The organism is Roseovarius sp. B-10 (assembly GCF_056859295.1).
Genome location: NZ_JBSXOE010000012.1, coordinates 1 through 26,880, shown reverse-complemented (window position 1 = coordinate 26,880; position 26,880 = coordinate 1). Strand labels below are relative to the sequence as shown.

Below are 26,880 nucleotides of genomic sequence, written 5' to 3'. Positions count from 1 at the left end.
TGGATCTCTGTGCCGATAAGCGCTAGCGCAGAGGCGAGATCGGCTTCGGAGATTGCGAGAGCCGGGTTGGCCGTTCTGGGTTTGGACATGGGGATTTTCCTTTGGATCAGGGTCTGAGTTCCAAAGGACAAAAAGCCCGCTCTACACTTTTTGGGGTTTCCGCCGAAAGCTATGACGGAGGTTGGGCAACGAGAGTGAGTGCAGAATTTCAGATTACGAGCGCGACCCGCCCTTGTCCGAATCAAAGGCTAAGTCACGCAGCCGATCGGCAAACACTTTTTTTGACAGAAGAAGCGGCGGCAACCCACCAAAACACCCCGAAACGCACGAAGGTACCAGGTAAGACCAGAACGCACTGTTCAAGACTGTTGGCGGCGCTTCTCATCAATCACCGCCTGCACAAGATTCATTACGTTGGAATGAGGTGTCGCGGCCTGCTGGTCATTCAGCGCCTCCTCCACCTTGGACCGAAACCAGGCATAATGAGATTTCATGTCAGCGGTCACGGAAATGGTCCTCAAGGCCCCTATCCAGCAGCTCGCCTAGGTCTCTAGGCATATCGGCAACACTCAGAGCGACCCGAGATCGGCTGTCGGAGGAATGGACCTTGGACAGATCGACTTTGTCGCAGGCCTGTTTACGATCTGAAGGTTGTTTCAACTCAGAGTCCCCGTTCACGCGACGATCGAACGTTACAGCAAAACTTCCCGGACGATAAGACTCTTGAGATCTCTACATTATGGGGATGACCAAAACATCTGCGCACAGACGCCCTTTCACGCCATTGCCGACGTTAAGGCGGGATGCCGCGAAGGTCTCAAACGAGCCCATTGCAGAAGTCTTTAGTTTTCGCTGCGCGCGCTCGCAGCGTGAAAAATGTTGCACGAGCAAAAATGCTTGTGCCGCAGTGCAGCGGGAGAACCGGTCACTCATTCTGGTCGCTGCAAGAAGCCGGGGGCGAATTCATGGCTCGCCGTACCAAAGACCGTTCAGACCGCTGCAAAATTGGAGCAGCTAAATGCTTTCAACAGCGCGCAGGTACACACCCTAAATTGGCGCTCTAGGCACGCAAATAATCCGGCAGGTGGAGGGGTCGCAATTCGATAGTCCATCTGCGGCTGGGTGGTGATCTTTTTTTTACACGGATTGGTGCGCTGCACTCACGATATGGATGAGGGTCTCACAGCAGTGACTTGACAGGAGAGGTAACTCACCAATCCGTTCAATTTCAGGCTTTCAATTCGGCCAGGCTCGAACACCATGCATCCATGCCATCCCCCGTTCGGGCCGACAGGCAGAAGATTTTCACTCCCGGATTGACCTCCAATATGTTTTGCCGACAGGCTTCTTCATCGAAATCCACATGCGGAGCCAGATCCATTTTGTTGATGACGACCCATTCCACGGCGCGGAACATATGTGGGTATTTGGTCGGCTTGTCTTCGCCTTCCGTCGTTGAAATCACAGCGATTTTCATCTTTTCGCCCAGATCGAACATGGCCGGACACACCAGATTTCCCACATTCTCGATCATCAGGATTGACCCGGTTTGGGGATCCAAAGATTGTACGGCGAAGGCAATCATATCCGCTTCGAGATGGCACCCGGCACCGGTGTTGATCTGGACGGCACGGGCGCCTGCATCGCGGATACGATCGGCGTCATTCGACGTCATCTGATCACCTTCGATGACCGCGATATCGGCTTTGTCCTTCATGCGCTTGATCGTCTCTTCAAGCAGCGTAGTCTTACCGGATCCGGGCGAGGAGACGATATTCAGGGCGATGACGCCGCGCCCTTCGAACCAGCCGCGGTTGCGGGTCGCGATTTCGTTGTTTTTGCCGAGAATTGCAGTTTCCAGGGAAATGATCTCGCCGCCCGGGCCATGGACATGCGGCTCATCATGACCGTGGTGATGGTCGTCATGAGAATGCGCGTGATCATGATCATGTCCGTGGTCATGCGCATGATCGTCCCGCAACAGGACTTTGACGCCGGTTTGAGAATCGGTCATCGAAACCTCGTTTGCAGGGTCGGCGCAGCCGCATACTCCACACATTATGCTTCCTCCATAAATTCTATTTCGCGTACGACGAATGTGTCGTTGTCCGCATCGATAAATCCCAAGGACACCCCGGAAATAGCGGTACTTTCGGTCACCAGATCCCAGCAAAAGGTCAGTGCGCCGCGTTCCACACAGGCCTGTGGGCCGATCGCCACGCGGACTTCCTTGAGCCTTCGCCCTTTGGCGTTTTCTTCTGCGATACCCGCAATGCTGCGGGCCAGTCCAAGCTCGTGCATCAACCAGTCCCCCAGGCCACTGGTCTGGTTTCCCACATGATTGACAGGCCGATGGCGACAACGACCGCAGCAATGGACATCTGCACGGCGGTATGAAGGCCTTTTGCGATTTTCGGCGCCTGGAGCACCGGCCAACCGACAACAACGGACATGGCCGCCATGCCAAGAACGGACCCAAGGCCGACCAGACCGACATATCCGACAGCCAGCCAGGGGTCGCCAGTTTTGGAGACCGCCAGCACGATGAGCCCGGACGATCCGGCCGCGCCGTGCAGCAGACCAATGAAAAAGGCTTTCAGGGGAAATCGCTCGGCGTGTACGTGGGCATGCGAGCTTTTGGAATGGTCGGCCACATCGGACGCGTGACTGTGCACGTGCATGTGATACCCCTGTCCCTCATGTTGATGGACGTGATAGTGCAGCCTGTCCTTGCGAAACCTGTGCACGACCTGTGCTCCGAGAAAAACCAGCATGACGCCAACAGCAAATTCGAACGTTGCCGCGCGCTGCTCATTGAGAACGAGGCTGAACACAATCACGCCAATGGACATGATCAGCAACGTCGCCGTGTGACCCAGGCCCCAGACGGCGCCTCGCAGCAGGAGCTTGTTTTTTCCGCCCCTGCTAAGCGTAATGATCGCAGCCAAATGATCTGCTTCGAGGGCGTGAACCATGCCAAACAGAAGACCCAAAACCAGGAACCCAGACGATGACGACGCATCAAGAAATGTAAGATTTTCCAGTAAGGCCATTAGCAAATCCTCGGAAGTTGTTCACCGACCAGCATGTCGACAATGCGCAGACCGCCAAAGACAGTTTTCATCACCACCGTTCGGGGATGCTGGGTGGTGGCCTTGCCGATGATCACGGCCTCGCGGCCCGCATCGGTGGCGTGCATCGCGGACAACGCCGCGTCGGCCTGATCCTCGGGAACGAAGATCACCAATGTACCTTCATTGGCCAGATAGAGTGGATCCAGCCCCAAAATCTCGCAAACGCCTTTGACTTCGGTGCGCAAAGGCAGAACGTCTTCGCCGATTTCAACGCCGACACCGGCAGCATCGGCGATTTCATTCAGGGCCGAGGCCAGCCCGCCGCGTGTCGCATCTCTTGCAACCCGCGTGCCGGGGGCAGCAGACAATATTGCCTCCATCAGATGATTGAGCGGTTGGCAGTCCGACGGGATTTCGGTGCTCAGCGCCATATCGCCGCGCGCGGCAAGGATGGCCGCACCGTGATCACCAAGCACGCCGTTGACGATGGCAACATCACCGGGCTGCACGGTTTCGGCCAACAGGTCGCGGCCCGGCGCGATCACGCCGATGCCGGATGTGGTGATAAAAACTCCATCGCCTGATCCTTTGCCGACGACCTTTGTGTCACCCGTCACAATGGCAACGCCCGCATCATCGGCGGCATTTTGCATCGACGCCGCGATCCGGCGCAGCGTCGAAATCTCGACACCTTCTTCGATGACAAAGGCCGCTGACAGCCACAGCGGTTTCGCCCCGCCAACAGCCAGATCGTTCACAGTGCCGCAGACAGCGATCTTACCGATATCGCCACCGGGAAATTCCATCGGGGACACCACGAACCCGTCCGTCGTAAAGGCCAGCCGCGCTCCGGGTACGGTGAGCGCATCATCCATCAGCCGCGCTTGATCTTCCATGCCGGGCGGACAGAAGACCGATGTGAACACATCCTCGATCAGGTCGCGCATCGCCTTGCCGCCCCCGCCATGGGCCATCGTCACCTTGTCGGCAACGACGCGTCTGGGCTGGCGGTCCATCGCGTTCATTCTACCGGCTCCAGATCAAGGCCGCCATATTGGTAATAGGCCGCGCAGGCCCCTTCCGAGCTGACCATCAGGGCCCCCAGCGGCATCTCGGGCGTGCAGCCCTTGCCGAATTGCGGACACGCGTGGGGCTTGATCCGCCCGGTCATGACGTCGCCGCAGGCGCAACCTTCCTGTTCTTCTGTGAACGATGTGTTGCGGCCGTAGCCGATGTTGAATTTCACCTCGGCATCGTATGCCTTGTACCGGTCGCGAATGCGCAATCCGCTTTCATCAATCTCACCCAGACCGCGCCATTCAAAGGTTGGGCGCGGCTCATAGACCTGCTCGCAGGCGGCGATGGATACCGGGTTGCCCTCGTTGGGCACGATCCGCGCATATTGGTTTTCCACCTCGGCACGGCCATCGCGGATTTGTTCCAGCACCATCAGCACCGATTGCAACAGATCAAGCGGTTCAAACCCCGCCACCACGATGGGTTTGCCATAGTCGCGCGCGATGAACTGGTAAGGTTCGGTGCCGATCACCATCGACACATGGCCCGGGCCCACGAAACCATCCAAGACCATATAAGGGTCATCCAGCAACGCCTTGATCGGCGGCGGCACGGTGATGTGGTTGCAGAAGATAGTGAAATTCGTCAGCCCATCGGTATCGGCCTGAAGGATCGACAGGGCCGTCGAAGGCGTGGTCGTCTCGAACCCAAGGCCAAAGAACACCACCTCGCGGTCGGGGTTGCGGCGCGCCAGTTCCAACGCGTCCAGCGGCGAATAGACCATGCGGATATCGGCGCCGTCGGCTTTGGCCTGCATGAGGGATTTCTTGGTGCCCGGCACGCGCATCGCATCGCCAAAGGTTGTAAAGATCACATTCGGATCTTCGGCGATCTGTACGCATTCATCCACGCGGCTCATCGGAAGGACGCAAACCGGGCAGCCGGGGCCGTGAATGAACTCCAGCCCCGGCGGGGTCAGCTTGTCCAGACCATAGCGAAAGATCGCGTGCGTATGCCCGCCGCAAATCTCCATGATATGAACCGGCTTTTCCTTGGTCGCTCCGATCTCGTTGGTCACGCGTTCGATGGCAGCCAGCACGCCTTTGGCGGCCACCGGATCGCGGAATTCATCAGCGTATTTCATGACGCTTCCGACAGCATGGCCGCACTGGCCCGCATCGCCTCTATCTCTTCCTGCGCTTCGCCAAGTTCGCGCAGGACCTCCAGTGTCAGGGCCGCTTCCTTTTCGTTGATCTTGCTCATGGCAAAACCGACATGGATCAAGGTCCACGTGCCAATCAAGTCCTCCAACGGGTCATCACCCGCGATGCAGGCCACGTTGACCTCACGTTTCACGCCCGAGATGTCGACCATGGCGAGCTTGCGGGTCGCATCCGAGATCTCGGTAATTTGTCCTGGAATTCCTAGGCACATTTTGCGTCCTCCCCTTGTGTGTTTGCCAGGGCAATCACGGCTTGCCCCAGTGAAATACCGCCGTCATTCGCCGGATAGTCGGAATGGCTCAGAACCGTCAGCTCTGCTCCTTCCAAGCCTTGATGAACCAGCGCGAACAGCGTCGCGTTTTGAAAACAGCCACCCGACAGGGCGACGGTGTCGATGGCCGTGTCTTTGGTCAGCCGCACCGCCATTTCGACAATGGCGCGGGCCAATCCCCGGTGAAACCTTGCCGAAATCGTGCCAATGGGTGTCTGCAGAACCAGATCGCCCAGCATGGCGCGCCAGACGGCCAGCGGCTCGATATAGGGCATGCCCTTGCCGCCCATCAGCGGTATTGAAAACGGATAGGCCAGATCATCTGGCTCGTTCAGCGCGTCAGGATCAAGGGCGGCCTCGAACAGGATCGCGGCTTCGCCCTCGTAATTCTGCCGGTCCCAAGCGATGCCTGCAATCGCGGCAGCGGCATCGAACAGCCGGCCACAGGACGACGCCAAGGGCGAATTCGTTCCAGACTTGATCATCGCATCCAAAGTGTCGCGAGGCAGGTCCCGCATACGGCTGAAGACCTCCAGATCGGGAAAGTTGATTGCAAACTCGCCCCAGCCCATCTCGGCCATCAGATGCGCATAGGCATTGCGCCATGGCTCACGCACGGCGGCCACACCGCCGGGCAGTGCAACTGGTTTCAGACAGCCGACCCGGCGATACCCGTGGTAGTCGCAGATCAGGAATTCACCGCCCCAGATCGTGCCGTCATCCCCCAGGCCTGTGCCGTCCAGCGCGATGCCTAGCACGTGTTCTGCGCTCAGGGGCCGGTTGTTCTCGACCAGGCACGCGGCGATATGCGCGTGGTGATGCTGTACCTGGATCACAGGCCGGTCGCCTGCCATCTGGAACCCGCGCTGCGTGGACAGGTATTGCGGATGCTGATCGACAGCGATTATATCTGGAGCATGATCAAAGAGGTTTTCGTATAGACCCAGATTGCGCGTCACATCCGCGTTTGTGGCCACATCCTCCAGATCGCCCATGTGCTGGGACATGATGGCGCGGGCGTCCTTGACGAGGCAGAATGTGTTCTTCTGTTCCGCACCGAGCGCCAGAACCTCAAGCGCGTCGGAAAACCCGGCTGGCAGTTCAAGCCCCTGCGGCGCATATCCACGCGCCCGGCGCAGCACGCGCGGACGGCCCAGATCGACGCGCACAACACTGTCATCGATCCGGTTGGCGATGTCGCGGTTATGAAGACAGGCGAAATCTGCGATATCGGCAAGACGGTCGCGGGTTTCCTGATTGTCGATGCATTGCGGCTGACCCGAAGGATTGCCGCTGGTCATGATCACCGGGCGCCCGATGCGCCGCAGGATCATGTGATAGAACGGCGTATAGGGCAGCATTACGCCAAGACGATCCAGACCCGGCGCGATCTCGCTTGGCAGACCGTTGGGCTTGGCCTTCAGCAGAACGATAGGTGCTTGCGGGCTCGACAGAAGATCGGCCTCGATCTTCGACACCTCGCAATACGCGCGCACCACATCCAGATCGCGGGCCATCAGGGCAAAGGCCTTGCCCGTGCGCGATTTGCGCCTGCGCAATTCGGCCACGGCCGCGGCGTTGGTGGCGTCACAAGCTAGATGCACACCGCCCAGACCCCGGATTGCGACGATGTGACCATTCATGATCATCCCGCCGGTGGCATCCACGTCATCCAGCATTGAAAACGCTTCGAGATTCACCGCGCCCTTGCCAAGTTTCTCGATCCAGATGTTCGGTCCGCACCGGCCACAGGCCACCGGCTGCGCGTGAAAGCGGCGGTCGACCGGGTTGGAATATTCCGCCTCGCAAGGTGGACAGAAATCAAACGGCGCCATGGTTGTTTTAGCGCGGTCATAGGGAGCGGCCTGCACAATCGAAAAGCGCGGCCCGCAATTGGTGCAATTGGCAAACGGATAGCGATAGCGCCGCTCAAACGGATTGCGGATTTCCTCCAGGCAATCGGCGCAGGTTGCGGCATCTGGCGTCACATTGCCTCGCATCTCGCCCTCTTGCGATGCGGTGATTTCAAATCCGCAAGGGGCTGGGTCGGTCAGGGGTGTGACATCGAGCCGTTCGATGCGCGCCAGCGGCGGCAGTGCGCTGTGCAGCCTGTCTGGAAAGGTTGCGACATGGTCCCCCCAAAGCTGGATCACTACGCCTTCGCCGGTGTTTTTCACATCGCCCGTCAGGCCCATTTCATGCGCCAGCCGCCAGACCGTCGGGCGAAAGCCTACGCCCTGAACCTGACCAGAAACGGTGAAGCGGGCACCGGTCATGTCGCCGCGTCCCAGATCAGAATGCGGTTGTTGCCGCTGTCGGCCACCGCCACCGTCGAGCCCAGAGCAGACAGCCCATAGGGCCAGCACACCGTATCGCGCTCGGCAATGCCCCAGCGGTTGTCGCCTTTGGCCGCAAAATCCGGCTGCGCCGTCAGCCGGTCGGCGTGGGCCGCCATACCGGTATCCTCAAATCCCAGAAGTCGTGAATTGGCCGTGTCAGCCACCACCAGCGTCGACCCAAGTGTTGCCAGCGCATAGGGCATATTCATCGCTTGTGACGTGGGATAATACGACGCCATATTGTGGTCGCAGGCGGTCATATCCGCCTGTCCCAGCACCGTGTCGCATTGGGTGCCGTTCTGGCCGGGAAACGCATCCCATATCATCACCCGGTTGTTGCCGGCATCTGCCACCGCCAGACCGCCTTGCCAGACGATGGCCATGTGCGGCCAGCGCATCGATACGTCCGAAACCGCCCCGCCCGCATTTTCATCCCGGCAGGTGAAATCGTGCTGTCCCAGAACCAGATCCGCCGGTTGACCCGTGGTTTGCGGATCGTCCCAGATCAGCACACGGCGGTTTCCGGTGTCGCATACGATCAACCGATTGCCATCCGCCGAGACCCCGTAAGGCCAGTGCATCGTATCAGCGCGCGCATGCGACAGACCCAAATTTGCCAGTGCGCTGTGGGCGTCAGGCTGACCAAGAATGATATCAGCCTCGTGGTCGGGACCGGTGGGCGTTTCGCGCCAGATCAGCACGCGGTGGTTCCACGGGTCGGCCACGGCCAGCCCACCCCGAAATGCAACGATCCCGGTCGGCACATTCACGGTGTTCGCAGCCACCGGGCCCTTGGCGTTTCGGCCCTCGCGGCCAAAGTCGGGCTGACCCAAAAGAATATCGGCAGGTGTGTCGTCATTTGTCGGGACGGTTTTCCATCCCAGCACCCGGTGATGCCCCGTGTCTGACACCCAAAGCGAGCCGTCCGGATGCAGGCACACGCCGCGCGGCCCGAACATCAGGTGCGGCGCGGGCGTGATCGCCTGTACAAGTGAACCGCCGTCGCTGCCCAAAATGACGCGGGCGCCCTGCCCACCCAACAACGGCGCACCGGGGGTTATGGTGCCGGGCGCCTTTTGCGGGCTGAACGAGCGGGACAGCGAGACTTTCACGCGATAATCCTCACTTCGATATTGGGGCCTTTGACCCGCACCGCGTGCGGCTGCAATTGCACCTCGGGAGCAGTCAAACACTCGCCACTCTCAAGCGCATATCGAAACCCGTGATGCGGGCAGGACAGGATCGTCTCGATGATATCGCCTTGGGTCATCTCAAGGCCCATATGGGCGCATGCATTCTTGAAGCAGCTTACCTTGTCGGCAAAGCGGGTGATGATCACTGAATGAGTGTCGATGTCGATAAAGCGCGTTTCGCCATCGGCCAGATCATCCAGCGGCAGCGCCGTTGTCCACTCGTTGTCGCCGTAATTTGCAAAGGGCGACGTGAACTGAACGCCGTCCGACCCGCCACCGCCCAGACCCTTGGCCTGTTTCACTTCGGTGATCTCGGGAACCTGATCCTGAATGGCCTTTTTGACACCCGCATAGAACGTCAGTTGTGACGCCGGGCACCCATCACAGGCACCCAGAAACCGAATTTCTGCGCGCTTGCCTTCGACCGCAGCGACCTCGGCATCGCCGCCATGGCTGACCAGGCTCGGGCGCACCGTTTCCAGCGCCGCCTCGACCCGTTCGTAGAGCGATGGCCGCAATATCCCGTGGCGGCGCAACACGGCGTAGACCACTTCATCCCGGGCCGCCTCTTTCAGGGCGTTGCCAAACTCTGGGTTGTCCTTAAGCGCTCCGATCAACCGTCGGAACGCCTCCTTGTTCAATGCATCTACGGCTTCAGCCCTTGCATGGGCTCCGTTGCGGGCCGCCTCATCCCAGCCGTCTGCCAGCATTTCAAGCGCCTTCAGATCGCCGATCAGGCGATCCAGAGTCGGCTCTTCGCCTTCAAGAGATGCGGCATCCGGCATTGCTTATGCGTATTTCAGATCTTTGAACAACACAGGCTGCACAGCGCCGCTTACAGCGCCTGCGGCGATGGCTGCCACCCAGATCGGTGCAAACAACCCGATGACGATACCGGCGATCACGCCGGCGCCAGCCCCCATCATCAACTGTCGGACCACGGTTTTGTTGTCTTTGAAAAGCTTGCCTGCAAAAAACAGTTTTGCAGAATTCATGGCCATTCCCAGCATGGCGACCTCCTAGATCAGCAAAAGAACAAGCGTGGTCACGACAACTGCGCCGCCACCTGCAAGCCCGCCGTAAAGCGCGCCCATATAGGCGGCCAGCTCTGCGCCCAGTGCATCTTTACCGATGCGCAGACCCGACAAGGCCCCTGCACCCAAGGCGGCGGCCAGGCCGGCGACCAGGGCCAAAATTACGACTATAGCGCTCAACTGTATTCTCCATTCATCATTGTAATCCGCTCCGTTCCAGAATTGTTGATGGGCCAAGGGCCGCGTTCAGTTCGGCAATGGCTTCGCTTACTGCTTGTGCCTTTTCGCCGGCCCCGCGCTTGGCGAATACGCCGCGCGCTTCTTCCAGCAGACGCACCGCTTCGGTCAGGTTGCCAAAGTTGCCGCCGTCGGGATTTTGCGGATCGTCCGGCAGGTTCGACAGGCAATTGGCTTTGTTCGCGATGGTGTTGGCATATTCTTCGGGCATGTCGCGGATGGTGCGCACCTTGAGCGCCTCATCATAAGCCTCTAGAGCGCGATATCCGTTTTCCACCCGGTGAGACGAGGACACGTACTGCAGCGCGTTGCCAAGGTTGTTTTGCAGCATCGCGTATTCGTTGGGATGGTCTATCAGGTTGACGACCGTCAACGCCTCTTCAAAGGCCTGCACTGCCAGCGCCTCGCGCATCTTCCCGGACTGGTCGGTGAACGGCATGGACAGGAACGCCGTGGCCAGGTTGCTTTGCAGGACCGCGAATTCCTTGGGGTAGTTGGTCTTGTCGAAGGTCCTGAGCGACCGCTGATAGGCGCTGATGGCAGGTTGGATCGGCAAGAGATGCATGCCCGCAAGTGTCTGGCAGATCAGACCAAGGTTCATTTCGGCTTCGGCCACTTCGGCGTCCGACCCTTCCGCAGTCAGGGTTGCAAGCGCGATCTCTATTTCGGATTTCGCTTCCTTTAGCTGCGTCGCATCTTCGGCGGGCACGGCCATCAGCGCTGTGGCCATACGCGCACGAATGCGGGCGACCCCCAGAACTTCGCCTTCCGGCGCAAGATCCATGGCAAGTTTGTAGAGATCCACGGCAGCAAAGATGTCTTCGGCACGTTCGGGTTTCTGCTGAAGCCCCATCGCGATTTCCATCAGCATCTCGGCCTTTTCGGCCTGCGTCGCCGCAGCCGTTTCGACCGCGGTCATGGCCGCCTGCACCTGCTGCTGAGCACGACTGATATTCGTCAAACCGGTTTCTCCCTCGAATCGAATCTGGTTCGATTTCTGTGTTCGACCGAGAAAAGCACTCAAAGCGGGCGCTGTCAACTTACTTGGTTTATAGAAAACTTAGTTTACACATCCTCGCCGCGCTGATCCGGCTTCAATTCTGCACAAAGCGCCCCTTTGCTGGCCTGCCACGCGACGGTCAGGCTGTCGGTTGCAAAGTCCAGAAGGTCTTGATCCTGGAAAACATCACGGGCCTGAACCACCCGATCACCTGCAGCATTCCGGACCTTCAAAAGGCACCCTCCGGCGGTTGCCTGATGCACGGGCATCACCAATAATTCATCCTGTTGGATCAGTACGATGACCGCATCAATGCCGCGGAAATAGGTGTCCACCACGGCGCAAGGCAGATAGATCGCACCATCCCTGATCGCGATCGTGCTCATGCCTCCGACCACGTATCGATCAGGTCCCGAATGCGGCACTCAACCGTCCGCGCCGCGCGAGAAACCTCGTCGCTCAGGCCTAACCCAAGCTCCAGCGTCGCGGCCTCGATCAACAGCACCGATGTCGTCTTGGGAAACGCATCACCATAGATACGGCGTCCTGCGTAAAGCGCATGATCCCACCTGAAATCATGCAGGTTCAGGCTGTTGTTGGGCGGTGCTTCCAGAACCTCTCCAGGAACCTCATAAATGGTGCCCGGCGACCCTTCGGGGACCCGGGCATCGACAATGATCAGATGCGTGGCGCCGCGTGCGCTGTACATGACCGACATCCCGTCGGTTCCGCCGTCGAATATGCGAGTGTGCTCCGGCACGCCGTTTTCGCGCATTTGAGCGATGAGATGCGGACCGACGCCGTCGTCGCTTCGGTTTGGGTTGCCGCATCCGATGACGACAACATCAAGCGGCATCAGATCCGCCACAGGCGGCAGGACCATTCCGGTTCGACCGGCACCATCAGTTCCGGCAATTCGCAGAATTTCGCATGGACCTTGTAGTACATGCAGGTCTCGCAGGGTTGCTCAATCTCGTCAGCCTCGATCGTGTGATCGGTGAAACCGGCGATGACGAGTTTCTTTTCCAGATCCTGACCTGCCTCGACCTGCAGGCGCGCCACGATTTCATTGACCTCTTCGCTGGTTCCGGCCCGTGGCCAGACCTCGGTTTCCAGACCCGAAGCCAGCATCTCGGCGATTGTTGCGCGAGTCTCGTCATCATCCATGTCAGCGCTCCTTTCAGATCCGCCACAGACGGCACCACCATTCCGGCTTTGCCGGGAGATCAAGTTCTGGCAGGTCGCACCAGCGCTTGTGCACCAGGTAGTACATACATTCCTGGCACCGCATCTCGTCTTCGCCGTAGGGCTGCAAAAGCCAGCCTGAGATCACCAGTTTTTCGCGCAGCTGATCCGCGCTCAGAGGCCGCAATTCGTCAAGCAGCGCACCGAATTCACGATCCGTTTCCGGAAAAGGCTCGACCTTGGTTTCCAGTCCTTCCGCGAAATGGTCCTCTATCATCTGGAGGAGCATTTCATGCCCCGCTTCGGCGGGTGTCAGGCCATATCTGTCCAAGTAGGCCTGGCGCTGCGCTTGGGTTATTGATGCTTCCGGATTTTCTGACATTCAGCTTCCTCCCTAATTGCCGGATGTCGTTTGGCCGGCAGATTTGATCCGCCGGCCAAACATAAACATCAGGCTGTTCGGAAGCGTGCCAGTTCATCACCGGATTTGGCATCATGCGCATGAACAGTACACACAAGGCAACTGTCATAGGATCGACAAACGTGACCGACCTCGACCGGATCCGCGCTGTTCTTGATCGGCGTGCCGATCAACGCTTCTTCGATTGGCCCCCGGGCGCCGTCAGATGTACGCGGCCCAACATTCCATGTCGTCGGCGCGATGATCTGGTAATTGGCGATCTTGCCGTCGCGTACATCGATCCAATGGCACAGCGCACCGCGAATCGCCTCGGTCGCACCCCAGCCCTGTCCGTCTTTTTCAGTTGGCTTTATATACCATTCGTCGTTCAACTGGAACTCGCGCAAATTGCGTTCGGCTTCGCGATAGAGAATGCAAAGCTCGTGCATCCGCGCAAAGTGGCGCAGCATCGTCGAAGCACCGCCCATCTTGCGGTACATATCCAGCACCAACCCGTCGCTGTGCTGGAAGTCATGGCCCGTGTCATTGCCCGCCACCAGACGCCGCGCCAGCGGGCCGGCCTCGAGGCGACCGCTTTCGGCATGCGACACGGCCGTCGACCAGGAATACTTGCCCTCCGGGTCGATGGGGTTCTTGCTCACTGGGTTCGTGGTGCGGTCGAACGGGTGGACCGCACCCGCCGCCTCGTCGTACCAGGCGTGCTGCGTGTCTTCGCGGACAAAGGACTGGTCCATCGGGCTGAATGTGTCGGATGCACCGTCGTAGATGCCCGATTTCATGATCACCGCATCTGAGCGACCATCAATCGTGGGGTTCTGATACTTGTCCTCGTGGGGCAGATACCCCCATGTGGTGAACCGGCCGTGGCCTTTACCGTACTGGTCAAGGCCAATGTCCTTGGACATGCGCCAGAACAGGCCCAGATCAGAATTGGCGTGCTCGGGCTTTTCGTCCAGCCATGCCTCGAATTGCTCCAAGGTCTGGATTTCTTCGTAACGCTCCATTGAGCAGCCGAGCCACAGTGGCTCGATCCAGTTCTGACGGAAATGCTCCAGAATAGACCAGGCGCGGGTGATATCCGTAAGTGTCGGAGAACACATGACGCCGCCAGGCACCATGAAGGACGAATGCGGCCACTGACCGCCCAACAGCGCGTAAATCTCGACCGGACGGCCGGAGATTGTCACGCCTGCTTCATAGGATGTGCCGGTAAACGGGGAATAGCGTTTGACGGCTTCCTCGTAAAACGGGCTCATCGCGTAGTTTTCGTTGGTATAGTCGATCATCCACAACCCATAATGGTGGCGCGGCAGGGACTGCAGAGATTCCACGATCTGGCCGAGGTTGCGCGCCAGAATGGCGTTGCGCGGCACGGTGGTGCCCCAGGCAGTATCGAGTGCCCAGGCTGCGCAGGTCAGGTGTGACGCACCGCAGATCCCGCAGGCGCGCGGCGTGACGACCAGACCGGCTTGGGGGTCCTTGTCTTTCAGGATGACTTCGAACCCGCGAAACATCTCCGCGTGGGTCCAGGCGTTGGTGACAACGCCGTTTTCAATATCGACCCGGACATCCAGATCGCCTTCGACGCGGCCAACCGGCGAAATGTCGAGTGTTTCTACTGCTGCAGACATAATTCTCTCTCCCAATTCGCAGTTAGACTACGAAGATATCTTCCTCTGCCCACGCAGGTGCCGCGCCTTTGGCGGCGGAGGTGAGCTTGATGTAACCCTTCTTGTCCACGCCCTCGGGCATGTCCTTGGGTACACCCATGACGGTTTGTGTCTTGAAGACCGTTCCCGGCGCCAGATCAAAGAACGGGAACTCCGGTTCGGTACAGCCCAGGCAGGGCATACCCGCACGGGTTTTTGACGAATGGCGGTTCCACAGGATGCGATTGCAGGGGCTGTGAGTCATAGGACCACGACACCCCAGATCGTAGAACAGGCACCCCTTGCGCTGGCCGAACGCCGTGGTCGACACCTTGTAGGCAAAATGCATGTTGCGCGTGCACCCGGTCTGCGTGAAAGAGGAAAAGAACGTTTTGGGGCGATGGAATTCATCCAGCGTCAGATCACCGGCCCGACCCGTGGCAACCGCCACCAGAATCTGCGTTACCCAGTCAGGGTGTGCCGGACAACCCGGAATATTGATGACAGGCAATCCGGATTTAGCGGCAAAACCTTCACCCAGTGCGCCGCCCTTGTCGCGCTTGAGAAACTGCAGGCCGACGCTGTCGGACGGGTTCGGCGCCGTCGCCGGAATGCCGCCATAGGTCGCGCAATCGCCGATCGCCACGACAAAATCAGCAACCGCTGACAGCTCTTTCACCCACTCCTTCATCGGGCGCCCGCAGAACCGGTTCCATTCGCCGGTGCCGTCCGGCGCATTGATGACGGTGCCTTCGAAGACAAAGATGTCCAGCTTGATCTCGCCAGAAATACACTTCTCGACGATCGCTTTGACCTGATCGCCCAGTTCAAGCCCGAGGGAGGGTTGCCAAAGGACGTTGATCCCAAAGTCAGTGACCAGATCACATGCGCTTGGTTCCTCTGCATTCAGGAAAGACATCGTGTTGCCGGAACACGCGCCCCCCTGAAGCCACAACAGGTTTGCCATTTTTCTTCCTCCCAAAGACTATCATTCCTGCCGCGACATCCTCGCCTCAGAGCCAGGCTTGTTGCTTGTCGACCCTGCGAAAGTCGCGGCATTTATGGTGGAAGTGTGTACCGTTGCGCACAGTCGAGCAAATCAACACTAGCGGTCAGCGCGGCGATTTCTGGTAACAAAGTGTAAACTGAAAACTAAGTTGCCATGGGGGAATGTAAACTTGGCTGACAGCTGACAGGGCTTAGCCCCGTCGCCCGCAAGCCGGGCATTCGGCCTCTCCGAAGTAGCTGTACCAGATCCCCTTGCAGCTCTTGCACCAATGGCCCCTGGCGCCCGTGCCCGAAGGAGCAACGGCCTTTGACATGGCGGTCAGGCCCAGATTGCGCGGCTTGGACCGGGTCTTGGCCAGTCCGGATCGGGCATAGGGGAAACCAATGACTTTCGTGGCAGGCGCGTCATCGTCCATGTCTTACCCTTTGCGCAGACCGTATCTCTTGATCTTGTTTGCCAGCCCGACTCGTGACAAGCCCAATTCTTCCGCGACCTTACTTTGATTCCAATGAAACGCCTCCAGCGCCTTGGTCAAAACGACCTGCTCCAAATGTTCGACCTTGTCTTTAAGCGTTACACCGGATGGCACGAAAGCTGCGTCCTCGCCGTTTTCGATTGGCGTGCGCGCGATCTTTTCCGATAAATGTCGTAGAGCAACATATCCACCTTGTTCCGCAACCGCGACCATGCGCTGAACTTCGCTTTCCAGCTCGCGGACATTGCCCGGAAATGGGTAATACTCCAACCGCTTCAGAACGTCAGATGTGACACCCAATACCCGGCGACCAACCACACCGGCATATTTCTCAACAAAGAACTGTGTCAGCACCGGGATGTCGTCGGTCCGGTCGCGAAGCGGTGGCAATTCCAGTTGAAACCCGCGTAAACGATAATACAGATCGCGGCGGAAACTGCCTTTTTCCACCATCTCCTCAATTGAACGGTTGGATGCCGCGATGATCCGCACGTTGCTGTACAGTGTCTTGTCTGAACCAAGTGGTTTGACTTCGCCCTCTTGCAGGAAGCGTAAAAGGGCCACCTGAAAATGCGGTGATACTTCTGACACCTCGTCCAGAAACACCGTGCCCCCATCAGCCGCCCGAAAAAGGCCCAGCCGATCCGCAATCGCCCCCGGAAAGGCGCCACGCATGTGGCCAAACAGCTCGGAATACAAGGCATCGTCAGACACACCGCCGCAATTCTGGCTGTGCATGGGTGAATTCACGCGATCCGAGTTAAAGTGAATGGCGCGCGCCAAAAGCTCCTTGCCGGTGCCCGTCTCGCCTCGGATCAGGACCGGCATGCCCGTGGAGGCCGCGACTTTCGCCTCGGCGACAACTTCGGCCATCTTGGGGCTTGCATAGACCAGTCTTTCAAAGCGTGAAACGCCACCCTGAACCGATCCGCCTTCCTCGTCGTTGAAAATCTCGTCATCCAGCGACAGCTTGAGCTCTCTGCTCAGTATCCGGTGCCGGCGCGACAGCTCGGCGTGTTCCAGGGCGCGCTTGACGACGATGCGGATCTGCTGCTCTTGCACCGGTTTGGCAAGATACAAATAGGACGCCGTATCTTCGCAGAGTTGCGCGCCGCAGCTCATTTCATTTTTTTCGCAAATAACAATGCGCCAACACGCGGTATGAGACAAGCGAGACCGCGCCAACGCGTTGTCCGGTCCAAAATCATCCTCATCGACGTCATAGAGAATGAGGTCCACGTTCACTTCGTCAAGGCGGCTCTTTGCGGAGTTATCATCCTCGCAAAAGATCAGCCGATACCCATCCAATTCGCTCAGAGCGCTGGAAGCGGACAGGGTCAAAGCCTTGTCCTTGGACTTGATAAGAACCGTAGATATATTCGACAAGGTGCTTGGACCTCCGTTGCCACTGATGATTGCCGGATCAGTATCAGCAAACATTCTTTGCATAAAGAGAACTATTTATGCAAGTTCTGCTTGCAATCTAGCTTCAGAGTGCAAATCCAGCGCCACTTCGCCTGTTGTGGGGTCGAGTCCGGCTGAGTGCAGAATAGGGCGTTAAGCCTGGATTGGGCTTCTGTAGTCGAGCTCAGGCCGCGTTTTCGGTGAGATAGCGATAGATGGTGGCCTTAGAGAGGCTGTATTCAGCCATGAGGTCTTTGATCAGCTTACCTTGAGCGCGTTTTTCGCGGAGCTCTGCGATCTGATCATTGGTGAGCGCAGGCCGTTTGCCGAACTGAACGCCGCGATCTTTCGCCTTCTTGATTCCGTCCATTTGCCGTTCGGCCCGGATCTCAGTCTCGAATTGGCCGATAGCACCCAGCATGTTGAACAACAGACGACCAGTTGCATCGGATGTGTCGATGTTCTGGTCGAGGACGACAAGATCGACGCCCTTTTCGCGCAGCGTCTCCGCGACCTGACATAGGTGCAAAGTGGATCGGGCCAGTCGGTCGATGCGCGTTACAATCAGCTGGTCGCCTTCACGGACATAATTCAGACATTGCTTGAGCTGAGGGCGGGCATCGGTGGTGCCGCTGCGCTTTTCTTCGAACAGTTTGTCACAGTCGCTCAGTTTTTCACGCTGCACGTTTAGAGATTGTCCGACTGAACTGACGCGGGCATATCCGACTTTGGCCATGGGGTCTCGAATATATTAAGGGTTCATGCGACAACCATATTGAGACATTGAAAAAGACATGGCAAGCGTGATGTCTCAATATGTCTACTTTCAAAGACCACATCTCCTAACGAAAGAACAATCCGATGGCACATCGAGCGGTTCTGACCGCGCGACAACGCGCGGCACTTTTTGATCTCCCTACAGAGGAGATGGCGTTGCTGCGGCATTACACCCTGGATGATGAGGACATTGAACATATCCGCACACGGCGGCGACCAGAAAACCAAATCGGCTTTGCGCTTCAGCTTTGTGCCTTTCGGTTTCCGGGCCGTTTGCTGAAGGCTGGCGAAGTTATACCGGAACCTGTGTCCCGGTTCATAGCCGCTCAAATTGGACTGAAACCAGATGACCTGTTGCAATATGCCGCCCGTGAGAAGACACGACGAGAACATCTCGGCTCACTGCGTAAGATGTACGGTTACAAGATGTTTGCTGGCAAACATGCCAAGAAAATGCAGAGGTGGTTGGACCAGCACGCCGAGGCGGCTCAATCGAGTGAGGGTTTGGTTCGCGGGTTTGTGGAGGAATGCCGCAGGCGACAGGTTGTCCTGCCCGGCCTGTCGGTCATAGAACGACACTGTGCTGACGCATTGGTTGCGGCCGAACAACGGATCGAGGCTCGCATTGCGGCACGTCTCGACCTCGAAATGAAAGCCAAACTTAACGGTTTGCTCAATGAAGACGCTGATAGCCGGATCAGCCGCTTCATCTGGTTGCGACAATTCGAGGTGGGCAAGAACTCTGCCGATATCAACCGCCAGCTCGACCGGCTGGAATTCCTGCAGGGGATCGCGTTGTCGCCAACAATCCTGGACGACATTCCCGCACATCGGGTCACACGCCTTCGCCGCCAGGGGGAACGTTACTTTACGGATGGATTGCGGGACATCACCAGTGATCGACGACTGGCCATCCTTGCCACCTGCGTCGTTGAGTGGTCGGCTGCCATCGCAGATACCGTTGTCGAAACACATGACCGGATCGTTGGCTCAATCTGGCGGGAGGCAAAGAGGATTTGCGATGCCCGTGTTACCGCGGCGCAATCGGAGATCGCGGCGACCCTGGCCGGGTTTGAGACTCTGGGCACGACATTGTTGATCGCCAAGGGAGATGAGGTGGCTATCGCCGGTGCCGTGGATGCATCTTGTGGCTGGGATGCTCTGGAAAACCTCGTTGCAACAGCAAGGTCACTCAGTAAGACCGTCAAGGCGGGTGCACTGGCTTATGTCGAGCAGGGGTATCATCGGTTCAAGCTCTATGCCCCCGAATGCTGGCAACATTGGACATCACAGGGGCCAGTGTGGCTCAGCCTTTGCTTGCGGCGGCCGATGTGATCCGCGACAGGCAAGATATTCCAAGCCGCTCTGCGCCATTTCTTCAGCCCCGATCAAAATGGCGAGGGCATCTCAGCGACCCCGAAACGAACCGGGACCGTCTCTGGGTTGTCGCGGTGCTGTTCCATCTGCGTGAGGCCTTCAGATCCGGTGATGTCTGGCTTGCTCATTCTCGCCGCTACAGCGACCTGAAACAGGCTCTGGTTCCGGTCGAGGCCGCGCAGACTATGGGATTGTCGATGCCATTGAAGCCGGAAGTCTGGCTTGCAGATCGAAAACAACGGCTGGACGACGGGCTGCACAGGCTTGCCAAGGCAGTCAGGAACGGCGCCCTCCCAGGCGGGATCATCGAGGATGGGCGATTGCGCGTCGAACGCCTTGAAGCTGACGTTCCCGCTGAAGCCGATAGCCTGATCCTGGACCTCTATCGTCGCCTGCCAGAAGTGCGGATCACAGATATGCTCACGGAGGTGGCCAATGACACAGGGTTCATTGACGCCTTCACCCATCTGCGTACCGGGGCACCGTGCAAAGACAGGCTTGGCATGCTGAATGTTGTTCTCGCAGAGGGTCTGAATCTTGGACTCAGCAAAATGGCCGGGGCGAGCAGTACCCATAACTTTAAGCAATTGGCCCGGCTCTCAAACTGGCACGTGGAAAGTGAGGCCATCAATCGGGCACTGGCTATGGTGATCGAGGCGCAGGCGTGGTTGCCAATGGCAAAATACTGGGGTGCTGGTGAAACCGCTTCCAGTGACGGTCAGTTCTTTCCCACCACACGCCAGGGCGAGGCGATGAATCTGATCAATGCGAAGTACGGCCATGAGCCCGGCCTGAAAGCCTATACCCATGTATCAGATCAATATGGCCCCTTCGCCACACAGGTGATCCCAGCTACAGTGAACGAGGCACCGTACATTCTGGACGGTCTGCTAATGAACCCGAGCGGCAAACGGATCAAAGAACAATACGCAGATACGGGCGGCTTCACAGACCTCGTCTTTGCGGCCACCTCGTTGCTCGGCTACCGGTTCATCCCGCGCATCAAGGACTTACCTTCAAAGCGGCTGCATGTCTTTGATCGTCATGGGGTCCCGAACGAACTAAAAGGCCTGGCCGGTGACCGCATCCGCGAAAACACGATTATCGCCAACTGGCCGGACGTGTTGCGCTGCATCGCGACGATGCTCTCCGGGAGAATGCAACCGAGCCAGCTTCTGAAGAAACTGGCAGCACGGCCACGGCAACATGATCTGGCCATTGCCCTTCGTGAAATCGGACGTATCGAGCGGACGCTGTTTATCATTGATTGGCTACTTGATACCGATATGCAGCGCCGCGCACAGATTGGCCTCAACAAAGGAGAAGCACATCATGCCCTGAAGAACGCACTGCGGATCGGTCGCCAAGGCGAAATCCGCGACCGTACAACTGAGGGCCAGCATTTCCGCATCGCAGGGCTGAACCTGCTCACCGCCATCATCATCTATTGGAACACCAAGCAACTCGGTTTTGCGGTCGCCGCGCGACAAAATGCTGGGCTCGATACACCCGCATATCTTCTCTCACATATCTCGCCCCTCGGATGGGCACATATTATCCTCACAGGTGAATATCGGTGGAGGCGGATGATGGAAAACCCATGAAACCTCGTGCAGCGACAACACCGGTCATTCATCAGCAGCCAGCGAAATCTGACTCCAAGCCCACTTTGACCAATGCTGCGATCTGCATGGATGGTGGCTTCAGTGAAACGGGCAGGATCAAGATCCGTGCTGACCAACCGCCACCGAGTGATTGCTTTGCATTACATAGATCAAATGTAGTCGTGCGCCAGTTTGCGGATCGGTCCTAGCCAGTTAGAAAGCGGGACAGCTTTGTTGCGATTTCGTCGTCTCTGATCGTCTTCAGGCGGGCTGTGAAGAATGTCTTCTTCATCGCCATTCCTTTGATGGAAATACCGATCAGTGCGCCGGTATCAATTTCATGGGTTACAGCTTCGGCGAGAATGATAGAAGCACCCAAGCCGGACATGACAGCCTGTTTGACGGCTTCGGTCGATCCGACATTCGCGCGCGTGCGCAGTTCGCCGGCCCTGTCGCCCAACACATCGCGCAGGAGCGTGCCGGTGCCGGATCCACTTTCCCCGCCGATCATTTCAAGTGTGAGGAACTCCTCGACGGTGATCTCGCGGCGGCCCGCCCAAGGATGGTCGGTGGGCAGGATCACGATCATCTCCGCGCTGCGCCACCGCTCTGCCGCGACATCCGGGTGTGAAAGGGGCCATTCCATTGCCGCAATGTCGATCTCCCGGCTCAGTAGCATCTCGGCGATGCGGGGATTGGGTGCCGAGGTGATTTCCCACCGGCCTCGCCAGTCCTCCGCGTCCAGAAACCCTTTGAACGCCTTGGCCATATAGTAGCTGGCGATATTGCCACTGCACCCAACGATCAGACTGTCGTCGCGCGCGATGGTCTCGGCGCGTGCAGCAGATTTCAACAGATGGCGCGCATGAGGCAGGAAGCGTTCGCCATGCCGTGTCGGACGGCTGCCAGCATGACTACGCTCGATCAGTGGAACGCCTAAATCCTCTTCAAGCTTTTGCAAATGCTGGGAAATTGTCGGTTGTGCGATCTTCAAGCGGGTCGCAGCGCCATGGAAACTACCCGCTTCGACAAGACCGACAAAGCTCCGCACAAGGCTCAGGTTCAGCATCACACTTATCCTTTCAGGACTTGGGGGTTCAGCGCTGTCTCGGGTAGGTCGCCTTTGAGCGTTGTGATAATGCTGTCCGCCGCCGAGGCTGCGATGGCGCGCCGCACCTCAACCACAGCCGATCCGATATGCGGTGTCAGAACGGTTTTCTCCGAAGCCAACAGGGCGGGGTGGACGTGCTGTGGACGGTCGGGCCTGGCCCAGTCTTCCATCTCATAGGTGTCGGCAGCGTATCCACCCAGATGGCCGGTTTCGAGCGCGGATGCGACGTCGGCTTCATTGACCAGGCTGCCGCGCGCAGGATTTATCAGGCAGGCCCCTGGTTTCATGCGGGAGATAAATGCGGCATCGACCATCCCAAGCGTCGCCTCGGTCAAAGGAACCGCCAGAACAACGAAATCCGATGTGGCCACGATTTCGTCCAGCGCAGCCTTGCGCGCGCTCAGCGCTTTCTCGGTTGTCGGATCCAGTGGCGTCACATCGTGATAAAGCCGCGTTCCCCGAAAGCCGGATAGCAGTCGCAGTGTTTCGCGCCCGACAGCCCCCGCGCCGATGACGCCGACCACAGCGCCCTGCAACGTGCCCCCGTAAAAGCGCGCGCGCCATCCAGCGTAGGTGCCCGTCCGCATGTGCGTATCGCCGTCCCGCATGTTCCGGGTCAGAGCGATCATCAGCCCAAGCGTGAGTTCCGCCGTCGGTTCGGTCAGCAGATCGGGCACGATCGTGACCAACACGCCATGATCCGTGCAGGCAGTGACATCAATGTTGTCAAAGCCTTTCAGTGCCCCCGCCACGATCTTCAGATGCGGGCAGGCTTCGAGAAATGCGCGGTCCACCGCTTCCGTCATGAAGGCCATCAGTGCAGTTGCGTCCGCACAAACCTCTTTCAGCCGTTCGAACGATAACGGCTCTGTGCTGTCATTCGAAATGACCTCGCCGACCATCCGTAGGGTGGCCAGTGTCTCGTCCTCGATCCAGTTCGGCACAATGATTTTTTCGCGCATTGAGGTCATCCCTTCCTTTTTTCGCATTGCTATCAAGGCAAGAGGGTAATCGCAATATGTAATAATTCTGTTGCTTTGATCGCGTAGCAGAATGGGTGACGAAGGGGAATCGGTCGATATGGGACAGCAGCAGATGGCTTTTGATCGGAGCGATACGAAGACGGATGCGGCACCAATCCTGTGCCTGGACCAGGTCGAAGTGATCTATCCGAACGGCACGGTCGCATTGCAGCCGACGACCGTTGATTTCGAAGACGGCGAATTGACGGTGTTGCTGGGTCCTTCAGGCGCGGGCAAATCCACTTTGCTGCGCACCTTGAATCTGCTCGTGCGGCCCACATCCGGGGCGGTCCTGTCACGGGAGATCGGAACGCTGGATGCGACTCAATCCATCCGGGCGCATCGCCGCGATACGGCGATGATCTTCCAGCAACACCAGCTTATCGGCCGGATGGGGGCAATGCACAATGTCCTCTTGTCCCGGCTTGGGCGGCATTCCTTCTGGCGCACCCTTGTTGGTTTCTCGGAAGAGGAACGACGGCTGGCCCTTGAGTGCCTGACACGCGTGGGCCTTTTCGAAAAAGCGCTGACGCGCTGCGACAGCCTCTCGGGTGGCCAGCAGCAGCGCGTCGGCATCGCGCGTGCGCTGGCTCAAGAGCCGAAGATGATCCTCGCCGACGAGCCTGTAGCGTCGCTCGATCCGGCCTCATCCGAGCGCGTGCTGAACGTCCTGCGCTCGATCTGCAAGGAAGACCGCATTCCGGTGATCGTCAGTCTGCACCAGCTCGATTACGCCAAGGCTTTTGCGGACCGGATCATCGGCCTCGCCGGTGGGCAGATCGTCTTCGACGGCCCGCCCACACAGCTTTCCGAAACTGTCCTGACCCAGATCTATGGATCGACCGGGCAGGATGCGACTTGAGTTCATCATCATAGGAGACCCAAAGATGAAATCGACCACCTACGCCATCGCCGCGACTCTGCTGGCTGGCGCCGCCTTCGCCGCCGGTGACCATGATCCTGATACGTTGCGCGTGGCACTTCTGCCCGACGAAAACGCGGCGACCGTGATCCAGGACAACGAACCTCTTGCCGCGCATCTCGAAGAGACGCTCGGCAGAGACATCGATCTGATCGTCACAACCGACTATTCATCGATGATTGAAGCCATGCGGTTTGGCCGCATCGACGTCGCCTATTTCGGCCCCGCTTCCTATACGATCGCAAAGGATCGCATGGACGGCAGCGACCTAGATATCGAGCCCTTCGCGGCCCGTATCAGCGGTGGCAGCACGACCTATCAGGCAGTCCTCATCGCTAACGCGGAGGCGGGCATCAGTTCCATCGCAGATATCGAAGGGTCCGGCGTGGACGTCGCCTTTGGCGATCAGGCATCGACATCAAGCCACTTCGCCCCGAAATACACGATGCTGCTTGAAGACGTCGCGACTGGCGAGGATTATAACGAAAACTTCACCGGCGCCCATGACGCCGTGGCCCGCAACGTCGAACTTGGCAACGCCCAGGTCGGTGGCCTGAGCCGTCCAATCTTTGAACGCCTCGTCGAGCGCGGCACGGTGAACCCCGACAATCTGGTGATCCTGGGATATTCCGCCGATATTCCGCAGTACCCATGGGTCATGCGCACCGACATGACGCAGGAGCTGCAGGACAGCATCCGCAACGCCTTTCTTGATCTTGAACCCGGCACCGAGGTCGGCGATGCGGTTCTTGGCCCATTCAAGGCGGACGGTTTCGCCGCGATCACGGATGCCGATTACGACATCATCCGCGATATCCGCAGCAATCTGCAAACCGACTGATCCCAAAAGAGGAGACGCCGCGATGACCCTTGCCCAGACCAATACGCCCCAAACCGCCGACACCATTCTTGCGGCGGATCGCAAAGGGCGGCGGCGTCTCCTTCTCCAGATCGGAGGCATCGTGGCGATCATTGTCCTCTGTCTCTGGCTGACCGGAATGCTCGATGGCGGGCGGCTGGCCGACGGTCTGCCCGCTATCGGCACGCTCTTCGCCGAAATGGTGCCGCCCGATTTCACCCGCTGGCGTCAATGGGTCGAGCCAATGATCGAAACGCTCGCCATGTCGGTGGCCGGCACCGCACTGGCCGTCGTCCTGTCGGTCCCGCTCGGCTTTCTTGCGGCACGGAACACGACACCGAACAAATGGGCCTATCAGGCTGCGCGCCTCGTGCTGAACACGCTACGCTCCATCCCCGAACTCATCATGGGCATCATCTTCGTTGCCGCCGTTGGCTTTGGAATGCTGCCGGGCGTGCTGGCCCTGGGCCTGCATTCGATTGGCATGGTCGGCAAGTTCTTCGCCGAAGCCATCGAACACGCGCATCCCGCGCCCATCGAAGCCGCCGAAGCCTCTGGCGCCACGTCTCTTCAAGTTATCTCCCATGGTGTAATGCCCCAGGTCTTCCCGCAATTCGCTGACGTCACAATGTATCGGTGGGAATACAATTTCCGCGCCTCGACCGTCATGGGAATGGTTGGTGCAGGCGGGATCGGAACCGAACTCGTCGGATCGCTGCGCCTGCTGGACTATCCCCAGGTGTCGGCCGTTCTGATCGTCATCTTGGCCACCGTGACAATCGTTGACGCACTCAGCAACATGCTACGGAAACGATTCCAGTAAGTCACAGTCACCCGGGAAAAGCGGATCTTCGGCAGCCTGCTGCGAGCTGCAGCAGAGTCCGGTCTTACCACTTCGTGTACGGCGCGGCGAAGGGTCATTATGCTGGCAATCCGGGCTAAAAACCCTTAGCGCCCTATTCTGCACTCAGCCGGACTCGACCCCGTTGTGAACATCCAGTGCTACGTCCTGTCACTTCATTCCAATTCAATCGCCCCTCCGGCTCATACCCCGCTGTCATAGCGGCCACGGAGCGAAGGGTTACATCCGACCAAGAAATCCACGAAGCTATTGGTCAACCGCGACGAGGACTTTATCGGACCAGCAAGACCAGGCCGACCGCTCCCCTCAGGTTCCCGCTTGGTGTAGCGAATGCTCGGTTCGGATGATGACCGTATGGGCCAAGCTCAATGACGGGTTTGGCGACATGATCAACAACGCGACGAAGCATGTTCGGCAATTGCGAACGGATGCTGCGTCAGCAAAAGCCGCATCTGCGTAAGTCCGAAATGTCCGCATCTTACCAGTTCGTACACGATGCAGCGAACGGCTGGTGTACGGATAGGGAGGGACTTCTGAGAATTTCATCGTACCAGCCATATGACACACCAATGTCGCTTATTTCACTCGGCTCAAGGGTGACGGGAGATTGTAGGGCAGAACGACCTCTTTACGGACAGCCTCAGCGTAGGATTCTGCCCCTTCCAGCATTCGACCCCACTTACCGATCGGGCACCGCTTCAAGGGAAGTTTCGAACCGCTTGCCCGCCGCTGCAGCTTCTTTCAAGAGCGCGTCGAAATTGTCAGGTGGATTGCCATCTTCCAACATCCCTTTGAACGTCGCATAGGCATCCGTC

Annotated in this window: 26 protein-coding genes and 2 pseudogenes; 4 read left to right on the top strand and 24 right to left on the bottom strand. The window is 58.4% G+C overall.

Going from position 1 to position 26,880, the window contains the following annotated elements; all coding sequences use genetic code 11:
* Window positions 1-359: 359 nt before the first annotated feature.
* The 21 genes from AC13D8_RS00610 to AC13D8_RS00510 form a co-directional block, all read right to left on the bottom strand.
* Complete coding sequence (locus tag AC13D8_RS00610) at window positions 360-506, bottom strand: hypothetical protein (RefSeq protein WP_156108153.1); 147 nt, start codon at window positions 504-506, stop codon at window positions 360-362.
* A gap of 722 nt (window positions 507-1,228) precedes the next feature.
* On the bottom strand, window positions 1,229-2,014 hold the full coding sequence (gene hypB, locus AC13D8_RS00605; protein WP_211285985.1) for a hydrogenase nickel incorporation protein HypB: 786 nt from the start codon (window positions 2,012-2,014) through the stop codon (window positions 1,229-1,231).
* Window positions 2,015-2,058: 44 nt separating this feature from the next.
* Window positions 2,059-2,301 (bottom strand): hydrogenase maturation nickel metallochaperone HypA, encoded by a 243-nt coding sequence (locus AC13D8_RS00600; RefSeq protein ID WP_037240029.1) that lies wholly within the window; start codon window positions 2,299-2,301, stop codon window positions 2,059-2,061.
* Window positions 2,301-3,053 (bottom strand): sulfite exporter TauE/SafE family protein, encoded by a 753-nt coding sequence (locus AC13D8_RS00595; protein ID WP_482967203.1) that lies wholly within the window; start codon window positions 3,051-3,053, stop codon window positions 2,301-2,303. The genes AC13D8_RS00600 and AC13D8_RS00595 overlap by 1 nt, the downstream gene beginning before the upstream one ends.
* A complete protein-coding gene (hypE, locus tag AC13D8_RS00590; protein WP_407668425.1) occupies window positions 3,053-4,090 on the bottom strand; it encodes a hydrogenase expression/formation protein HypE in 1,038 nt (345 codons plus the stop codon). The genes AC13D8_RS00595 and hypE overlap by 1 nt, the downstream gene beginning before the upstream one ends.
* Window positions 4,091-4,095: 5 nt before the next feature.
* A complete protein-coding gene (hypD, locus tag AC13D8_RS00585; RefSeq protein ID WP_037240023.1) occupies window positions 4,096-5,235 on the bottom strand; it encodes a hydrogenase formation protein HypD in 1,140 nt (379 codons plus the stop codon).
* The gene (locus AC13D8_RS00580; RefSeq protein WP_037240021.1) at window positions 5,232-5,525 is read right to left on the bottom strand and encodes a HypC/HybG/HupF family hydrogenase formation chaperone; all 294 of its coding nucleotides are present in this window, start codon (window positions 5,523-5,525) and stop codon (window positions 5,232-5,234) included. The genes hypD and AC13D8_RS00580 overlap by 4 nt, the downstream gene beginning before the upstream one ends.
* Window positions 5,516-7,861, bottom strand: a complete 2,346-nt coding sequence (gene hypF, locus AC13D8_RS00575; RefSeq protein ID WP_037240020.1) for a carbamoyltransferase HypF — start codon at window positions 7,859-7,861, stop codon at window positions 5,516-5,518. Before hypF ends, AC13D8_RS00580 begins: the two co-directional genes overlap by 10 nt.
* Window positions 7,858-9,036 (bottom strand): NHL repeat-containing protein, encoded by a 1,179-nt coding sequence (locus tag AC13D8_RS00570; protein ID WP_037240019.1) that lies wholly within the window; start codon window positions 9,034-9,036, stop codon window positions 7,858-7,860. Before AC13D8_RS00570 ends, hypF begins: the two co-directional genes overlap by 4 nt.
* The gene (locus tag AC13D8_RS00565; protein WP_037240018.1) at window positions 9,033-9,902 is read right to left on the bottom strand and encodes a NifU family protein; all 870 of its coding nucleotides are present in this window, start codon (window positions 9,900-9,902) and stop codon (window positions 9,033-9,035) included. Before AC13D8_RS00565 ends, AC13D8_RS00570 begins: the two co-directional genes overlap by 4 nt.
* Before the next feature lie 3 nt (window positions 9,903-9,905).
* The gene (locus AC13D8_RS00560; RefSeq protein WP_037240016.1) at window positions 9,906-10,127 is read right to left on the bottom strand and encodes a hypothetical protein; all 222 of its coding nucleotides are present in this window, start codon (window positions 10,125-10,127) and stop codon (window positions 9,906-9,908) included.
* 9 nt (window positions 10,128-10,136) lie between these two features.
* The gene (locus AC13D8_RS00555; protein ID WP_474889589.1) at window positions 10,137-10,388 is read right to left on the bottom strand and encodes a hypothetical protein; all 252 of its coding nucleotides are present in this window, start codon (window positions 10,386-10,388) and stop codon (window positions 10,137-10,139) included.
* On the bottom strand, window positions 10,348-11,349 hold the full coding sequence (locus AC13D8_RS00550; RefSeq protein ID WP_100053154.1) for a hypothetical protein: 1,002 nt from the start codon (window positions 11,347-11,349) through the stop codon (window positions 10,348-10,350). The genes AC13D8_RS00555 and AC13D8_RS00550 overlap by 41 nt, the downstream gene beginning before the upstream one ends.
* A 104-nt stretch (window positions 11,350-11,453) precedes the next feature.
* Window positions 11,454-11,774 (bottom strand): hypothetical protein, encoded by a 321-nt coding sequence (locus AC13D8_RS00545; protein WP_037240014.1) that lies wholly within the window; start codon window positions 11,772-11,774, stop codon window positions 11,454-11,456.
* Window positions 11,771-12,271 carry a hydrogenase maturation protease gene (locus AC13D8_RS00540; protein ID WP_199559127.1) on the bottom strand — a complete coding sequence of 167 codons (501 nt, stop codon included), beginning with the start codon at window positions 12,269-12,271 and terminating at the stop codon, window positions 11,771-11,773. The genes AC13D8_RS00545 and AC13D8_RS00540 overlap by 4 nt, the downstream gene beginning before the upstream one ends.
* A complete protein-coding gene (locus tag AC13D8_RS00535; protein ID WP_037240012.1) occupies window positions 12,244-12,555 on the bottom strand; it encodes a hypothetical protein in 312 nt (103 codons plus the stop codon). The genes AC13D8_RS00540 and AC13D8_RS00535 overlap by 28 nt, the downstream gene beginning before the upstream one ends.
* A 13-nt stretch (window positions 12,556-12,568) precedes the next feature.
* Window positions 12,569-12,955: a hypothetical protein gene (locus tag AC13D8_RS00530; protein WP_197060312.1), complete on the bottom strand. Its 387-nt coding sequence runs from the start codon at window positions 12,953-12,955 to the stop codon at window positions 12,569-12,571.
* 68 nt (window positions 12,956-13,023) lie between these two features.
* On the bottom strand, window positions 13,024-14,625 hold the full coding sequence (locus AC13D8_RS00525; protein ID WP_037240008.1) for a nickel-dependent hydrogenase large subunit: 1,602 nt from the start codon (window positions 14,623-14,625) through the stop codon (window positions 13,024-13,026).
* Window positions 14,626-14,647: 22 nt separating this feature from the next.
* On the bottom strand, window positions 14,648-15,610 hold the full coding sequence (locus AC13D8_RS00520) for an NADH-quinone oxidoreductase subunit B family protein (protein WP_037240005.1): 963 nt from the start codon (window positions 15,608-15,610) through the stop codon (window positions 14,648-14,650).
* Window positions 15,611-16,070: 460 nt separating this feature from the next.
* Complete coding sequence (locus tag AC13D8_RS00515) at window positions 16,071-17,567, bottom strand: sigma-54 dependent transcriptional regulator (RefSeq protein ID WP_081896188.1); 1,497 nt, start codon at window positions 17,565-17,567, stop codon at window positions 16,071-16,073.
* Window positions 17,568-17,715: 148 nt separating this feature from the next.
* The gene (locus tag AC13D8_RS00510; protein WP_057821753.1) at window positions 17,716-18,267 is read right to left on the bottom strand and encodes a recombinase family protein; all 552 of its coding nucleotides are present in this window, start codon (window positions 18,265-18,267) and stop codon (window positions 17,716-17,718) included.
* Window positions 18,268-18,392: 125 nt separating this feature from the next.
* Between AC13D8_RS00510 and AC13D8_RS00505 the strand changes: the two are divergent.
* A pseudogene (locus tag AC13D8_RS00505) lies at window positions 18,393-21,289 on the top strand (Tn3 family transposase).
* A gap of 205 nt (window positions 21,290-21,494) precedes the next feature.
* On the opposite strand, the gene AC13D8_RS00500 reads toward AC13D8_RS00505, so the two are convergent.
* Both AC13D8_RS00500 and AC13D8_RS00495 read right to left on the bottom strand, forming a co-directional pair.
* The gene (locus tag AC13D8_RS00500) at window positions 21,495-22,358 is read right to left on the bottom strand and encodes a LysR family transcriptional regulator (RefSeq protein WP_074940723.1); all 864 of its coding nucleotides are present in this window, start codon (window positions 22,356-22,358) and stop codon (window positions 21,495-21,497) included.
* Between the two features lie 5 nt (window positions 22,359-22,363).
* A complete protein-coding gene (locus AC13D8_RS00495; protein WP_057821748.1) occupies window positions 22,364-23,362 on the bottom strand; it encodes an NAD(P)-dependent oxidoreductase in 999 nt (332 codons plus the stop codon).
* Between the two features lie 91 nt (window positions 23,363-23,453).
* Between AC13D8_RS00495 and phnC the strand changes: the two genes are divergently transcribed.
* Genes phnC through phnE form a run of 3 tightly spaced genes read left to right on the top strand, consistent with a single transcriptional unit; the run spans window position 23,454 to window position 26,026 of the window.
* Window positions 23,454-24,284 (top strand): phosphonate ABC transporter ATP-binding protein, encoded by an 831-nt coding sequence (phnC, locus tag AC13D8_RS00490; RefSeq protein WP_236553417.1) that lies wholly within the window; start codon window positions 23,454-23,456, stop codon window positions 24,282-24,284.
* A 25-nt stretch (window positions 24,285-24,309) separates the two neighbouring features.
* The gene (gene phnD / locus AC13D8_RS00485) at window positions 24,310-25,185 is read left to right on the top strand and encodes a phosphate/phosphite/phosphonate ABC transporter substrate-binding protein (RefSeq protein WP_057821746.1); all 876 of its coding nucleotides are present in this window, start codon (window positions 24,310-24,312) and stop codon (window positions 25,183-25,185) included.
* A 22-nt stretch (window positions 25,186-25,207) separates the two neighbouring features.
* Complete coding sequence (gene phnE / locus AC13D8_RS00480) at window positions 25,208-26,026, top strand: phosphonate ABC transporter, permease protein PhnE (protein ID WP_057821745.1); 819 nt, start codon at window positions 25,208-25,210, stop codon at window positions 26,024-26,026.
* A 718-nt stretch (window positions 26,027-26,744) separates the two neighbouring features.
* Here phnE and AC13D8_RS00475 read toward each other — a convergent pair.
* Window positions 26,745-26,880 (bottom strand): annotated as a pseudogene (locus AC13D8_RS00475) (type II toxin-antitoxin system YhaV family toxin); the annotation flags it as partial.